The organism is Streptomyces sp. MMG1533 (assembly GCF_001279775.1).
In the GTDB taxonomy this organism is placed as follows: Bacteria; Actinomycetota; Actinomycetes; order Streptomycetales; family Streptomycetaceae; genus Streptomyces.
Genome location: NZ_LGDG01000252.1, coordinates 17005 through 32796, shown reverse-complemented (window position 1 = coordinate 32796; position 15792 = coordinate 17005). Strand labels below are relative to the sequence as shown.

The following is a 15792-nucleotide window of genomic DNA, read 5'->3' as shown; positions in this document are numbered from 1 at the left end:
GACGCCAACACCCTGCTGTCGGTGGCGGACCACGCCCTGCGCAGCCGGGACTACGTCAACGTGATCGTGGCCGGCAAGCAGCCCTGCTTCGACTGGCTGACCCTGGACCAGGCCCGCGCCCACTGCGCACGCGGCGCCGGCATCTGGGACTGGGCCGGCGCCGAGGACGGCGCCAGGGAACCCGACGTGGTGCTGGCCGGCGCGGGCGACGTCCCCACCCTGGAGGTGCTGGCCGCCGCACAACTGCTGCGCGCCCATCTGCCGGAGCTGGCCGTGCGGGTGGTCAACGTCGTCGACCTGGCCCGGCTGCTGCCCGCCGAGGAACATCCGCACGGCATGCCGGATGCGGAGTACGACGCCCTGTTCACCCGCGACAAGCCCGTCATCTTCGCCTATCACGGGTACCCGTGGCTGATCCACCGCCTCGCCTACCGCCGCACCGGCCACAAGAACCTGCACGTGCGCGGCTACAAGGAGATCGGCACCACCACCACGCCGTTCGACATGGTGGTCCGCAACGACCTCGACCGCTACCGCCTGGTGATGGACGTCATCGACCGCGTTCCCGGGCTCGCCGTCCGGGCCGCGCCCGTACGGCAGTTGATGGAGGACACCCGGCTGCGGCATCACACCTGGATCCGCGAGCACGGCACCGACCTGCCCGAAGTCGCCGACTGGACCTGGACGGCCTGAAGCACGGCTTGCAGAGGAGTTCACCGTCATGCTGCGGGACACAACGGCCGTGGTTCTGGACACCGACGGCGTCATCACCGACTCGGCCCGGGTACACGCCGCCGCATGGAAGACGGCCTTCGACGCGTTCCTGGAAAGCCGAGGGCCGGCCAGGCAGCGGCCCTTCGACGCGCGGGACGACTATCTGCGGTACGTCGACGGCAAGTCGCGCCTCGACGGGGCGCGGGCCTTTCTGGAGTCCCGTGGCCTGCGCCCCACCGAAGCCGAGGTCCAAGGCGTCGCCGCCGACAAGGAGCGCCTGTTCACCGAGCAGCTGCGCGAGCACGGCATCGACGCCTACCCCGGCACGGTCCGGCTGTTGCGCGCCCTGCGCGCGGCGGGGATCCCGCTGGCCGCCGCATCCGCCTCCCGCCACGCTCCCGAACTCATCGCACGTGCGGGAGTGCGGGACCTCTTCGACACGCTGGTGGACGGCGCCGAAGCAGCCCGCCTGGACCTGCCCGGCAAGCCCGACCCGGCCCTCTTCCTGGAGGCCGCCCGCCGACTCGGTGTGCCCCCCGACCGCACCGCCGTCGTCGAGGACGCCCTCGCGGGGGTCGAGGCCGGGCGGCGCGGCGGCTTCGGCCTGGTCGTCGGCGTGGACCGGGCCCGCACTCCGCAGACCCGCACCGCGCTGCTCGAGCACGGCGCGGACATCGTCGTCGACGACCTCGCCGATCTGCTCGCATCGGAGGACTGACACATGCGCGACGGGACCGGCCGGACCGACTGGGCCTGGGAGTACGAGGGGTACGACCCGGGGCAGGAGCGCCTGCGCGAGTCGCTGTGCGCCCTCGGCAACGGCTACTTCGTGACGCGCGGCGCGCTGCCCGAGTGTGCCGCCGACTCCGTCCACTACCCGGGCACGTACGCCGCGGGCTGCTACAACCGGCTCACCTCCGAGGTGGCGGGGCGGCAGGTCGAGAACGAGGACATGGTCAACCTGCCCAACTGGCTTCCGTTGCGCTTCCGTACGCCTTCGGGAGGCTGGCTCACCCCGGAGACCCACAAGCTCCTGGACCACCGCCAGAGCCTGGACCTCCGCTCCGGCACGCTCGATCGCACCCTGCGCTACGAGGACGAGGACGGCCGCCGCCTCGCCGTGCGCCAGCTCCGCCTCGTCCACATGGCGGATCCCCATCTGGCGCTGCTGCGCACCGAGTTCACGGCTGAGGGCTGGTCCGGGGAGCTGGAGGTCGAATCGGCGCTGGACGGTTCTGTCACCAACTCCGGCGTGGAACGCTACCGGTCGCTGGCCGACCGCCACCTGACGCACGTCCAGACGGGCACCTCGGCGGACGGCAACGCGGTGTGGCTGCGCTGCCGCACCAGCACGTCCGACATCAGGGTCGGGCTCGCCGCGCGTACCACGGTCGACGGCCCGGCCGAGGACGTGACGGCACACGAGAGCGAGCGGGCCGTACACCTGCTGCGGCTGTCCCTCGACGAGGGGCGGACCGTGACCATCGACAAGACGATCGCCCTGCACACCTCCCGCGACCCGGCGATCAGCGACCCGCTGCACGCCGCCGTCGACCGGGTGCGCCGCGCCCCCGGCACCGACGCGCTGCTCGCCTCCCATCGCACGGCCTGGCAACAGCTGTGGCGCAACGCCGAGTTGGACGTGCCGAACAGTGCGGGCCCGGTGCTGCGGCTGCACCTCTTCCACGTCCTGCAGACCCTCTCCCCGCACACCGCCGAGCTCGACGTGGGCGTTCCGGCCCGCGGCCTGCACGGCGAGGCCTATCGCGGGCACGTCTTCTGGGACGAGCTGTTCGTCCTGCCGTATCTGAACCTGCACTTCCCCGAGGTGTCTCGCGCTCTGCTGACGTACCGTCACCGGCGCCTGGAACAGGCTTGTCTCGCCGCCCGCGACGCCGGGCACAGCGGGGCGATGTATCCCTGGCAGAGCGGCAGCGACGGGCGTGAGGAGACCCAGCAGCTCCACCTCAACCCGCGTTCCGGCCGCTGGCTGCCGGACCACTCCCGGCTCCAGCACCACGTCGGGTCGGCGATCGCGTACAACGTGTGGCAGTACTGCGAGGCCACCGGCGACACCGAGTTCCTGCACACCAAGGGCGCCGAGATGCTGACGCAGATCGCCCGGTTCTGGGCCGGCCTCGCGGCCTACGACGAGACGCTCGGCCGCTATCGGATCCGTGGCGTCGTCGGCCCCGACGAGTACCACGAGGCCTACCCGGGCGCCGCGCGGCCGGGCCTCGACGACAACACGTACACCAACGTCACGGCCGCCTGGGTGCTCACCCGCACCCTTGACGTCCTGCGCGACCTGCCCGAACCACGCCGCCGGGACCTCTTCGAGCGTGCTGCCCTCGACTCCGGCGAGCTCGAAGCGTGGGAGGACGTCTCACGGAAGCTGTACGTGCCCTTCCACGGCGGCGTCATCAGCCAGTTCGAGGGATACGGCGAACTGGCCGAACTCGACTGGGCGGCGTACCGGGCCCGTTACGAGGACATCCGCCGCCTCGACCGGATCCTGGAGGCCGAGGGCGACACGGTCAACCGCTACCAGGCGTCCAAGCAGGCCGATGTCCTGATGCTCGGCTACCTGTTCTCGCAGTCCGAACTCCGGCAGCTCTTCGACCGGTTGGGGCACCGACTCGACGACGCCACATGGCAGCGCACCGTCGACTACTACCTGGCCCGCACCAGCCACGGCTCCACGCTCAGCAGCCTCGTCCACGGCTGGATCCTGGCCCGCGCCCGACGCACCGATGCCTGGGCCTACGTCCACGAGGCGCTGGCCGGTGACATCGCCGACCTGCAGGGCGGCACCACGGGCGAGGGCATCCACCTGGGTGCCATGGCGGGCACGCTGGACCTCGTACAGCGCGGGCTGACCGGGCTGGAGACCCGTGGCGGTGCGCTGTGCCTCCGCCCCGTACCCCTGCCGGAGCTGTCCGAGTACGGCTTCGCGATCCGCTACCGGGGGCACTGGGGCGTCCGACTGCGCTTGAGCGCGGGACAGTTGCAGGTCACGGTCCCCGACTCCGCGCAGTTTCCGATCGACATCGCGCTCGCCGACCGCAGCGTCACGGTGGCGCCCGGGGAGTCCTGCTCGCTCGTCCTCCCCGAGCGCTGACCGGTGGGCGACCGAGTCACGACCCGTAGTAGGCCATGCGCATCAGCTCCCGCATGTCGTCGAGCATCGGCATCCGCGGGTTGGCGGGCGCGCACTGGTCCTCGTAGGCGTTCATGGCCTGCTGGGGCAGGGAGTTGAGGAACTTCTGCTCGTCGACGCCGAGGGCCTGGAAGGTCGGTTCGATGCCGACGGCGTCACGCAGCCGTTCCACGGCGGCGGCCAGGGACTCGACGCCCTGCTCCGGGGTGGCGGCCGGCAGGCCCAGGGTGCGGGCGATGTCCTGGAAGCGTTCGGGGGCACGGTAGTTCTCGTACTTCGGCCAGCCCGTGAGCTTGCTGGGGACGGTGCCGTTGTAGCGGATGACGTGCGGCAGCAGGACCGCGTTCGTACGGCCGTGCGCGATGTGGAAGGTGGCGCCGAGGGTGTGCGACATGGCGTGCACGATGCCCAGGAAGGCGTTGCCGAAGGCCATGCCCGCGATGGTGCCGGCATTGTGCATCTTCTCCCGTGCCTCGGGGCTGTTCGCACGGTCGTTCACGGCCGGCTTGAGGTGGTCGAAGATGAGCCGGATGGCGTGCAGGGCGGGTCCGTCGGTGAAGTCGTTGGCGTAGACGGACACGTACGCCTCGATGGCGTGGGTGAGGGCGTCGAAGCCGCTGTCGGCGGCCAGTGCCCGCGGCAGTTCGGTGGTGAGCAGCGGGTCGACGATGGCCACGCTGGGGGTGAGGGCGTAGTCGGCGAGGGGGTACTTCTTGCCGGTGGCGGGGTCGGAGATGACGGCGAACGGGGTGACCTCCGCGCCGGTTCCCGAGGTGGTGGGGATGCACACCAGGCGGGCGCGTTCGCCGAGCACCGGGAAGCGGAAGGCGCGCTTGCGGATGTCGGAGAACTTCTGCCGCATGTCGGCGAAGTCGAGATCGTGTCCGGCGGCCTGCTGCTCGTACAGGAGCCACATCACCTTGGCCGCGTCCATCGGCGAACCACCGCCCAGCGCGATGATCGTGTCCGGGCGGAAGTCGTGCATCAGGCGCGCGCCGCGCCGGACGGAGTCGATGCTCGGCTCCGGTTCGACGTTGTCGATGACCTGGAGGGTGACCGGCTCGCTGCGGCGCTGGAGCACGCGGCTGATGCGGTCGACGAAGCCGAGGCCGGTCATGGTGGCGTCGGTGACGACGGTGACGCGGTGGACGTCGGGCATCGAGGCCAGATAGCGGATGGAGCCCGGCTCGAAGTAGATCTTCGGCGGGACCTTGAACCACTGCAGGTTGTTGTGCCGGGTCGTCAGCCGCTTGACGTTCAGCAGCTGCGTGGCGGAGACGTTGTTGGACACCGAGGTGCTCCCCCACGAACCGCAGCCCAGCGTCAGCGACGGCAGGAGGCTGTTGTAGATACCGCCGATGGCGCCTTGCGAGGAGGGCGCGTTGACGATGACCCGCACGGTCTTCATGCGCGTGCCGTAGGCCTCGGCCACCGCCGGCTCCTCGGTGTGGATGACGGAACTGTGGCCCTGGCCGTGGAAGGCGACCATGTCGGCTGCCAGGTCGAAGCCCTGGGCCTGTGAACCCGCGCGGAGCACGGTGAGCACGGGGCACAGCTTCTCGCGGGTCAACGGCTCGTCCGGGCCGACCCGTTCGGCCTCGACGAGGATGAGGGAGGTGCCGGCGGGCACGGTGAACCCGGCCTGGCGCGCGATCCACTCCGGGCTCTGGCCGACGGCCGCGGCGTTGACCTTGGGCTCACAGCCGCCCTTCGAGGCGTCGGCGGGGTTCACCGGGAACAGGTACGCCTCCAGCTTGCGCTTCTCCTCCGCGGTGGCCAGGTGGGCGTGCAGGGTGCGGAATTCGGCGAGCGCGGCGTCGTAGATCTCGTCGTCGAGGATGACGGCCTGCTCGGAGGCGCAGATCATGCCGTTGTCGAACGACTTGGACAGGACGAGGTCGTTGACCGCCCGGCGCAGCTTCGCGCTCCGGTGGACGTACGCCGGGACATTGCCGGCGCCGACGCCGAGGGCCGGCTTGCCCGCCGAGTAGGCGGCCTTGACCATGGCGTTGCCGCCGGTGGCGAGGATCAGCGAGACGCCCGGGTGGTGCATCAGCGTGCGGGTCGCCTCGACGGACGGCTCCTCGATCCACTGCACGCAGTGCTCGGGGGCGCCCGCGGCGACAGCCGCGTCCCGCACGATCCGGGCGGCCTCGGCGCTGCAGCGCTGCGCGGCGGGGTGGAAGGCGAAGACGACCGGATTGCGGGTCTTGAGCGCGATGAGCGCCTTGAAGATCGTGGTGGAGGTCGGGTTGGTGACCGGGGTGACCGCGCACACCACACCGACCGGCTCGGCGATCTCGACCATGTCGTCGATGTCGTCGCGGGCTATGACACCGACGGTCTTCATCCGGCCCATGCTGTGCGTGACGTGCTCGCACGCGAACATGTTCTTGGCGGCCTTGTCCTCGAAGATCCCGCGGCCGGTCTCCTCGACCGCGAGCAGCGCCAGCGCGGTGTGCTGGTCCAGGGCGGCGACCGAGGCCTTCTTCACGATGTGGTCGACCTGTTCCTGGGTCAGCGGCTCGTAGTCGGCCAGGGCCTTCAGTCCGTTGGCGACCAGCCGGTCGACCGCGATCGCGGTCTCGGAGGGGCCGCTCCGGGAGTCCGGCGCGGTGGCGGTCCGGTTGCGGTCGTCCTGACGGGCCGTGGAAAGACGGGCCATGGAAATACGCCTCCATCGTCGCGGTGCCGGGCCGGGAACTCCGCCGCCGGCTTGGAACTCCGGTCCTCGTGAAGAGAGCTCGTGCAGGGGCGGCACCGCGAGGGATCGGTACCGCTCCCATGACCACGGTCTCTCGGCGGGGCACTCGCGCCCCAGGTGCCGAGGGGTCCTCCCGGGGACCGACCGGCCCCCGGGATCCAGGGCCGGTCGGCCCCGTCGTCACCTGCTGTCGCTGCCCTCCGTGTCCGGGAGCGCGGCCCGGCCGGCCTCCAGGCGGGCGATCGGCACGCGGAACGGGGAGCAGGAGACGTAGTCCAGTCCCACGCCGTGGAAGAAGTGCACCGAGTCCGGGTCGCCGCCGTGCTCGCCGCACACCCCGATCTTCAGGTCGGGCCGGGCGGCGCGGCCCTCGGTGACGGCGATCTCCACGAGCCGGCCGACGCCTTCGCGGTCGATCGTCTCGAACGGGGAGACCTTGAAGATGCCCTGTTCCAGATAGGCGGAGAAGAACGCCGCCTCGACGTCGTCGCGGGAGAAACCCCAGGTGGTCTGAGTGAGGTCGTTGGTGCCGAAGGAGAAGAAGGCGGCCTCCTCGGCGATCCGGCCGGCCGTCAGCGCGGCCCTGGGCAGCTCGATCATCGTGCCGACCGGGCAGTCGACGGTGATGCCGGTCGCTTCGGAGACCTCGGCCAGGACCCGCTCCACCTCCGCGCGCACGATGTGGATTTCCTCGACCGTGTCGACCAGCGGCACCATGATCTCCGCCTTCGGGTCGCCGCCCGCCCGCCTGCGCTCGGCGACCGCCTCGGCGACGGCTCGTACCTGCATGGCGACCAGGCCGGGCACCACGAGGCCGAGCCGCACCCCGCGCAGGCCGAGCATCGGGTTCTCCTCGTGCATCCGGTTCACGGCCTCCAGCAGCTCCCCGTCGTGCGCGTCCGGAGCGTCGCCGTGCGCCTGGGTGGCGGCGACGCGGACGGCCAGTTCGGTGCGGTCGGGCAGGAACTCGTGCAGCGGCGGGTCGAGGAGACGGATCGTCACCGGAAGGCCGTCCATCGCGGCGAGGATTCCGACGAAGTCCTGGCGCTGGAGCGGCAGCAGGCCCTCCAGGGCGCGGTCGCGTTCGGCGTCCGTGCGGGCCAGGATCATCGCCTCGACCAGCTTGCGACGCTCACCCAGGAACATGTGCTCGGTACGGCACAGCCCGATGCCCTCGGCGCCGAAACGGCGGGCACGGGCGGCGTCCTCAGGCGTGTCGGCGTTGGCCCGGACCCCCAACTTCCTTACCGCATCGGCCTGTTGCATGGTGCGGGCGACGACGCCGACCAGCCCGGCCGACTCCTCGCCGGTCTCGAAGTACCGCATGACCTCCGAGTCGGCGAGCGGCACCGAGCCGAGCCGGACGGCGCCCTCGGAGCCGTCCACGGAGATGACCGTGCCCTCCTCGACGGTGACACCGTCGGCCGTGAACCGCCGCGCGACGGTATCGACGGTGATCTCCTCCGCTCCGCAGACACAGACCTTGCCCATGCCGCGGGCGACCACGGCCGCGTGGCTGGTCTTGCCTCCCCGGCTGGTCAGGACGGCCTGTGCGGCCACCATGCCGGGCAGGTCGTCGGGGTTGGTCTCCTGCCGGACCAGGACGACCTTCTCCCCGGCGGCGGCGCGCCGCACGGCCTCGGCCGAGTCGAACACCGCGACGCCGACAGCGGCGCCGGGCGAGGCCGGGATGCCGTGCGCGAGCGGGGCACCCAGACCGGTGGTGTCGAAGCGCGGGAACATCAGCCGGGCGAGCCCTTCACCGCTCACCCGAGCCAGCGCCTCGTCCGGGGTGATCAGGTTCTCCTCGACCAGTTCGGCGGCGATGGCGAACGCGGCCTCGGCGGTCCGCTTGCCGACGCGGGTCTGGAGCATCCACAGCCTGCCGCGTTCGACGGTGAACTCGATGTCGCACAGGTCGCGGTAGTGGTGCTCCAGCGTCTGCATGTGCCCGCGCAACTGCCGGTACGACTCCGGGTCGAGCCGTTCCAGTTCGTCCAGCGCGACGGTGTTGCGGATGCCGGCGACGACGTCCTCGCCCTGGGCGTTGGTCAGATAGTCGCCGTAGACGCCGGGGCGGCCGGTGGCCGGGTCGCGGGTGAAGGCGACGCCGCTGCCGGAGTCGGAGCCCCGGTTGCCGAAGACCATCATCTGGATGTTGACGGCGGTGCCCAGGTCGTCGGGGATGTGCTCGCGCCTGCGGTAGACGCGGGCGCGTTCGCCGTTCCAGGACGCGAAGACGGCGTGGACGGCCCGGCGCAGCTGCTCGGCCGGGTCCTGCGGGAAGTCCTCGCCGGTCTCCCGGCGGATCAACTGCTGGTACGTCTCGACCAGTCCGGCCAGATCGGCCGCGTCGAGGTGCAGGTCGTCCGGGGCGTTGCGCGCCGTCTTGAGGGCGGCGAGGGCGTTCTCGAAGAGCGCTCCGTCGACGCCCATCACCGTACTGCCGAACATCTGGAGGAGACGGCGGTACGAGTCCCAGGCGAAGCGGTCCTGTCCCGAGACCTTGGCCAGGCCGAGTACGGACTCGTCGGTCAGGCCGATGTCCAGGATCGTGTCCATCATGCCGGGCATGGAGAACCTCGCCCCGGAGCGCACGGAGAGCAGCAGCGGGTCGTCGGGCTGTCCGAGCCGGCGCCCGGCGGTCCGTTCCAGGGCCGCCAGGCGCCCGGCGATCTCCTGCTGAAGGCCCTCCGGCTCGGTGCCGGAGGCCAGGAAGGCCCGGCAGGCCTCCGTGGTGACGGTGAATCCGGGCGGGACGGGCAGGCCCATCCGGGTCATCTCGGCGAGGTTGGCACCCTTGCCGCCGAGGACGCCGGCCATGTCCCGGCCGCCTTCCGTGAAGTCGTACACGTAACGGGGCATGGTCTGGTTCCTCTTCCTCTTCGGTGGGGGCGGTTCACATCTCGAAGACGACGCGTGCCTCGACGTCCCCGCGCAGCACGTCCGCGATGGACTCGTTGACGGTGTCCAGGGAACGGGTCTGGCGGATGACCTCGGTGCGGCCCGCGGCGTGCAGCCGGAACACCTCGTCGAGGTCCTGGCGGGTGCCGACGATGGAGCCGATGACGGAGGTGCCGTTCAGCACCGTGTCGAAGATCGGGACCTGGATGGTGCCGCCCGCGGGCAGCGCAACCATGATCAGCTTGCCGCCGCGCCGCAGACCGCGGTAGACGGCGGCGAAGGCCTGCTCGTTCACCGCGAGCGCGACGGCGGAGTGTGCGCCGCCATGCTGCTTGAGCACCTCGGCCGGGTCCTCCTTGCGGGCGTCGATGAGGATGTCCGCGCCGAGCCGCCGGGCGAGCTCCAGTTTCTCGTCGGTGACGTCGATGGCCGCGACGGTGGCGCCCGCGATCTTCGCGTACTGCACGGCCAGGTGACCGAGACCGCCGATGCCGGAGATCGCCACCAGCTGGGTGGGCGCGGCACCGGCGACCTTGAGCGCCTTGTAGGTGGTGACGCCTGCGCAGGTCAGCGGGGCCGAGGCGAGCATCTTCTCGGCGTACCCGCCGTCACAGCCGTACCCGGTGTTGACCTGCTGCTCGCACAGCGTCTCCCAGCCGGACAGGCAGTGCTCGCAGTGCCCGCACGCCCAGCCGAGCCAGGGCACGGCCACCCGCCGGCCGACCGCCAGTCGGGTGACGCCCGCGCCGAGTTCCTCGACGATGCCGACGCCCTCGTGGCCGGGGATCAGCGGCAGGGTCGGCTTGACCGGCCAGTCGCCGTGCGCCGCGTGGATGTCGGTGTGGCACAGGCCGGAGGCCTCGACCCGGACCAGGACCTGCCCCGGGCCGGGGACGGGGTCGGGGCGCTCCTCGATGACCAGGGGCTCACCGAAGGCGCGGACGACTGCTGCTTTCATGGCGGGGCTCTCCTCAGCGGCTGGTGGTGCGTCGCGCGGTGGTGCGGGTCCGGTGTCGCGGTGCGCCGGAGTCACGGGATTCCGGCGCTTCGGGACCAGGTTCCGTCAGGTGGCGCCGATGCGCGCAGGTTCCGGACGTCCCCCGCGGGTGGGCCGGTCGGCCCTCAGTCATGCGGCACGACGGCGACGGGCGCGGCGGCGTGGTGGATCACGCCGTGGGTGACGGGTCCGATGCGCATGCCGAGGGCCGGCCGGTGCGTCCTGCGGCCGACGACCACGAGAGCGGCATGCCGGGCTGCCTGAAGCACGACCTCCGCGGCGGACGCGAGGTCGACCGTCCGAACCACCTTGACCTGGGGATACCTCGTCTGCCAGGGCTCGAGGGCTGCCGAGAGTTCCCGGTCGACCCGGGCCTCCATGCCGCCGTCCTCGTCGCCCATCCGCACGGCTGCGGGGTTGTACGCGAAGACCGGGGGCCGGCTCCAGGCGTGTACGGCTCGCAGGGTGGCACCGCGGGCGGCAGCGGCGGTGAAGGCGAACCGGAGCAGCTCCTCTGCTGGCTCGTCCCGGTCCTGGAGCGCGACGACGACGTCGCCGTCCTCCTGCGCCGCGGCTTCGGTGTGCTCGACGGCCTCCGTGGCCAGGGTCTTGTCGGCCCGTACCAGCACCACGGGAACGTTCGCGCGGGCAAGGACGTGCTGGCCGATGGATCCGAGGAGGAAACCGGTGACGGCACCGTGCCCACGCGAGCCCAGCACCAGCATGCCGGCGCCTTCGGCCCGCTCCAGCAATGCCCGGGTCGCCAGGGCGGCCACCTGCTCCACGGTGATCGGCAGCTGCGGATACCGGGCCACGAGTTCTTCCCTGGCCTCGTTCAGCATCTGCTGCGCCCACTGCTTCTGGGCTTCCGACTCCTGAGCCGACGGCACGTCGACCGGCCGCCAGATCCAGGCGGTGACCAGGTGCAACGGCAGCGCGCGCCGCTGTGCCTCACGCGCGGCCCACTCTGCGGCCGCCCGGCTCTCGGGAGAGCCGTCGAAGCCGACGACGATGGGGGAAAGCATGCGGGGTACCTCCGTATCCACTCGCGTCCGATACGAGGGCCGTCGCCGCATGCGTCCAGGCCCCCGGGGGAACGGTGGGTCGCCGGGGTGCCTCATCTCTCCCCGCGCGCAGTCACCGGCTCCCCCTCTTCATGCATCGTCTCGACGCGCGGGTCGGCGGGCACAGGGGCCGCAGGGCCCCTGTGCCCGCCGACCGGCCCCGGATCGCGGCCCTCTCGGCCCCGACGGCCCGCCCGGTCCTCGGCACCGGGCCGAACGTCCCCCCGCTCGCCCCCGTACGGCCCATGGCCGCCCCGCTCCCCCGGCAGCAGGCTGACAGCGCAACCGGACGACACCGACCTGGAGGACGAGCGACATGACCGTGCGCGTGGGGATCAACGGCTTCGGACGCATCGGGCGCAACTACCTGCGCTGTGTGCTGGAGCGCGCGGAATCAGCGGCCGGCACGTCGGTCGAGGTGGTGGCGGTCAACGACCTCACCTCCCCGGCGGCACTCGCCCATCTGCTGGAGTACGACTCGACCTACGGCAGGCTGCGCCGCACGGTCGGGCACGACGACACCTCGATCACCGTCGACGGCCACCGCATCGCCGTGACCGCCGAGCGCGACCCCGCCGCCCTGGACTGGGCCGGCCTGGGCGTGGACGTCGTGATCGAGTCCACCGGACGCTTCCGCAGCCGCGAGGACGCCGGACTGCACCTGAAGGGCGGGGCCCGCAAGGTGCTGCTGTCCGTGCCGGGCAAGGGCGTCGACGCCACGGTCGTCATGGGCGTCAACGAGGGCACGTACGACCCGGACAACGACCACGTCGTCTCGAACGCCTCGTGCACCACCAACTGTGTGGCGCCGATGGTCAAGGTCCTCGACGACGCCTTCGGCATCGACAAGGGCCTGATGACGACCATTCACGGCTACACCAACGACCAGGTCGTCCTGGACGGCCCGCACAAGGACCCGCGCCGCGGCCGCACCGCCGCCGTGAACATCATCCCGACCAGCACCGGAGCGGCCCGCGCCGTGGGCGAGGTGCTGCCGGAGCTGGCCGGCACCCTCGACGGCCTCGCCGTGCGTGTACCCGTCGAGGACGGCTCCCTCACCGACCTGACCGTCGTACTCGACCGGGAGGTGACCGCCGACGAGATCAACTCCGCCTTCCGGGAGGCCGCCGACGGGCCCCTGAAGGGTGTCCTGCGGGTGTCCGACGCCCCGATCGTCTCGCGCGACGTCGTCGGCGATCCCGCCTCCTGCGTCTTCGACGCCCCGCTCACGCAGGCCCACGGAAACCTGGTGAAGGTCTTCGGCTGGTACGACAACGAGTGGGGGTACACCAACCGGCTGCTCGACCTCACCGAGTACGTCGTCGCCCGGTTCCCGGAGCGTTAGGCGGACGCACGGCTTCCTGACCCCGTTCCACCGCGTCTCCCCGGCCCGATAGCGTGACGTCGATAGACGATCCGTGTCCTGCCGTCGGCAGGGCGAGGCCAGTGTGGAGGAATCAGCGGTGGAGAGCTCCGGGCACGAGCGCGTTCGATTGCCGCAACTGAGGCTGGACGAGCTGCTGGAGGAGCTGCAGGCCAGGCTCGACGCGGCCCGCGGTACCCGCGACCGGGTGCACAGCCTGCTGGAAGCCGTGCTGGCGGTGGGCCGTGAACTGGACCTGGAGCACGTGCTGCGCAGCATCGTGGAGGCCGCGGCGGTCCTGGTCGACGCCCAGTACGCGGCACTCGGCGTCATCAGACCGGACGGGAAGCTGCTGTCGGAGTTCCTGACGGTCGGTGTCACCGAGGAGCAGATCGCCGAGATCGGCCCCTTCCCGGCCGGGCACGGCATCCTGGGCGAATTGATCCGGCATCCGCAGCCGCTGCGGCTGGAGAAGCTCTCCGACCACGCCGCCTCGCACGGTTTTCCGCCCCACCACCCGCCGATGAACACCTTCCTCGGAGTACCGATCCGGGTCCGCGACCACGTGTTCGGCAACCTGTATCTCACCGAGAAGCGCGGCGGCGCCCAGTTCGACGACGAGGACGAGTCGGTCCTGTCCACGCTTGCCGTGGCGGCCGGTGTGGCCATCGACAACGCCCGGCTGTACGAGGAATCCACACAGCGTGAGCGCTGGCTGCGCGCGAGCGGTGAGATCACCCACACCCTGATGTCCGGCAGGCCGCGCACCGAGGTCCTGGCGGTGATCGCCGAGCGGGCCCGGGAGATCGCCGGTGCCGAACTCGCGGTGATGGCCGTGCCGATGGCGAACAACGACGCCTTGGCCGTGGAGCTGGCCATCGGCGATCAGGCTCAGGAGCACAACGGCCTGGTACTGCCGGTCGAGGGCAGCCTGATCGGCGCGGCGTTCTCCGCCGCCGAACCCGTGACGAGCGTGGATGTCACGTCCGACGAGCGGATTACGGCGGGGCCGCCGCGGTTCGCGGGGCTCGGGCCCGCGGTGGCGGTCCCGATCGGGACGGGTGACGGTGTCCGCGGTGTGCTGCTGCTGGTTCGCTCCGCCGACCGCACCGTCTTCTCCGAGGCCGAGACGAAGCCGCTGGTCGGCTTCGCCGGGCAGGCGGCGGTCGCCATGGAGCTCGCCGAGCGGCGCGCCGACGCCGAACAGATCGCCCTGCTCGCCGACCGCGACCGGATCGCCCGGGACCTGCACGATCTGGCCATCCAGCGGCTCTTCGCGACCGGCATGACGCTGCAGAGCGCGGGCCGCCTCATCGACCATCCCGACGCGTCGGAGCGGGTTCTGCGCGCGGTCGACGACCTGGACGAGACCATCAAGATCATCCGGTCGACGATCTTCGGGCTGCGCGCGCGTGAGACCAGTGGCAGGGAGACCCTGCGGTCCCGGGCGACCCGGACCGCCGGGGAGGCAGCTCCCCTGCTGGGCTTCGCCGCCGGCCTGCGGATGGAAGGCCTGCTGGACACCAACGTGCCCCCGGAGATAGCCGATCACGTGGTGGCCGTGCTGTCCGAGGCGCTCACCAACGTCGGCCGGCACGCCCGCGCGACCCGGGCGGACGTGGCCTTGAAGACGGACGGCGTCGAGGTGATCCTCACCGTCGCGGACGACGGCGTCGGCGTCCCGGCCGAGGGGCGGCGCAGCGGTCTGCGCAACCTGGCCGAGCGAGCCGAGCAGCTGGGCGGATCATTCGAACTGACCTGCCCGCCCGGCGGCGGTACCACGTTGGTCTGGCGTGCCCCGGTCGATGGGCGCTGACGTACCCCGAGCGTCGTCGTTCGTGAACAGCTCCAGTGGTTGATCGCCGAACGCGTCGGAGGCGCTGACCACCGGCTCCGGAGGCCGAGAACAAGCGGGCCGGCAACCCGGACACACCCGTCGGCGTGCGCACTGCGCTTGTTCTCGGCGGAACCGATGCCCCCACCTGACGGGGTACTCGGCGCGGCAGTCTGCGATCGAGCGGCTGACCAAGGTCTACAACGACAAGGCCAACGCCCCGCGTCAGCAAGCGGACCTCGAACGCGGGGCGCCGGGTTCGGTCAGGCCGGTGATCGCTGGAGGCGAAGCGTGGCGCCCTGCCTCCTTCGTCTCCAGCGACGACCCCGAGAAGCTGCTGCTCATCGTCCTCGGCCTGCCCCTGGTGATCGCCGGACCCGCCCAGCAGCTGCAGGTGTCCGCCGCCGGCGCGTTCCTGGTCGGCGTCGCCCTGTCCGGCGAGGCCGCCGACGGCGCCCACAGCCTCCGTGCAGCGCTGCGGGACCTGTTCGCCGCGCGTGTTCTTCGTCTTCCACGGCCCGCACACCGACCCCGCCGGCATCCTGCCCGTCCTGCGGCCCGCCCTCGCCCTGGCCGCCGTCACACCGCCACGAAGATCACCACCGGCTACTGGGCCGCGCACCGCGCCGGGATCGGCCCCAAAGGCCGCCGGCACGCCGGAGGCCCCCTGGTCGCCCGCAGGGAATTCTCCGTCGTCATCGCCAGGCCCGTCGTCATCGCCAGGCCCGTCGTCATCGCGGGGCCCGCCGTCACGGCCGGCATCGAGCCCTCCCCTCGGGCCACTGGCCACCGCCTACGTCCTGATCCTCGTCATCGTGGCCCCCTCACTGCCCGCTCCACCGAACCCCTGGCCACCACTCGTACGCGAAACGGTCTCGGACGACGACGGGGCGGGCGGCCTGCCTCGACGCGACCGGTGACCGAACGACACACAGGTTTTCGGTCGTCACGAGCGAGCCGCGGAACAGGGCACGTCGGCCTTGCCCCCGGCCCCGCCGGCCCGCGCGCGGCCGGGTCGGCACCCGGCACGGTTGATCGATGCAGGACCGGAG

Annotated in this window: 8 protein-coding genes and 2 pseudogenes; 6 read left to right on the top strand and 4 right to left on the bottom strand. The window is 71.5% G+C overall.

The window, feature by feature from the left end; all coding sequences use genetic code 11:
* The 3 genes and pseudogenes from ADK57_RS36545 to ADK57_RS36535 all read left to right on the top strand — a co-directional run.
* Positions 1–693: pseudogene (locus tag ADK57_RS36545) on the top strand (phosphoketolase); the annotation flags it as partial.
* A gap of 28 nt (positions 694–721) precedes the next feature.
* On the top strand, positions 722–1432 hold the full coding sequence (locus ADK57_RS36540; RefSeq protein WP_053753974.1) for an HAD family hydrolase: 711 nt from the start codon (positions 722–724) through the stop codon (positions 1430–1432).
* 3 nt (positions 1433–1435) lie between these two features.
* A complete protein-coding gene (locus ADK57_RS36535; protein ID WP_053753973.1) occupies positions 1436–3835 on the top strand; it encodes a glycoside hydrolase family 65 protein in 2400 nt (799 codons plus the stop codon).
* A gap of 16 nt (positions 3836–3851) precedes the next feature.
* Here the strand turns inward: ADK57_RS36535 and adhE are convergent, their stop codons facing one another.
* The 4 genes from adhE to ADK57_RS36515 all read right to left on the bottom strand — a co-directional run bounded on the left by adhE (position 3852) and on the right by ADK57_RS36515 (position 11504).
* A complete protein-coding gene (adhE, locus tag ADK57_RS36530; RefSeq protein WP_053753972.1) occupies positions 3852–6539 on the bottom strand; it encodes a bifunctional acetaldehyde-CoA/alcohol dehydrogenase in 2688 nt (895 codons plus the stop codon).
* Positions 6540–6758: 219 nt separating this feature from the next.
* A complete protein-coding gene (gene ppdK, locus ADK57_RS36525) occupies positions 6759–9443 on the bottom strand; it encodes a pyruvate, phosphate dikinase (RefSeq protein WP_053753971.1) in 2685 nt (894 codons plus the stop codon).
* Between the two features lie 34 nt (positions 9444–9477).
* Positions 9478–10440, bottom strand: a complete 963-nt coding sequence (locus ADK57_RS36520; protein WP_053753970.1) for a zinc-dependent alcohol dehydrogenase — start codon at positions 10438–10440, stop codon at positions 9478–9480.
* A 164-nt stretch (positions 10441–10604) separates the two neighbouring features.
* Positions 10605–11504 carry a universal stress protein gene (locus tag ADK57_RS36515; RefSeq protein ID WP_053753969.1) on the bottom strand — a complete coding sequence of 300 codons (900 nt, stop codon included), beginning with the start codon at positions 11502–11504 and terminating at the stop codon, positions 10605–10607.
* Between the two features lie 355 nt (positions 11505–11859).
* Between ADK57_RS36515 and gap the strand changes: the two genes are divergently transcribed.
* From gap to ADK57_RS51690, 3 genes and pseudogenes are all read left to right on the top strand, one after another.
* Positions 11860–12888, top strand: a complete 1029-nt coding sequence (gene gap, locus ADK57_RS36510) for a type I glyceraldehyde-3-phosphate dehydrogenase (protein ID WP_053753968.1) — start codon at positions 11860–11862, stop codon at positions 12886–12888.
* Positions 12889–13006: 118 nt separating this feature from the next.
* Positions 13007–14722: a GAF domain-containing protein gene (locus ADK57_RS36505; protein WP_107091731.1), complete on the top strand. Its 1716-nt coding sequence runs from the start codon at positions 13007–13009 to the stop codon at positions 14720–14722.
* A gap of 325 nt (positions 14723–15047) precedes the next feature.
* Positions 15048–15653 (top strand): annotated as a pseudogene (locus tag ADK57_RS51690) (cation:proton antiporter); the annotation flags it as partial.
* Positions 15654–15792: the final 139 nt, after the last annotated feature.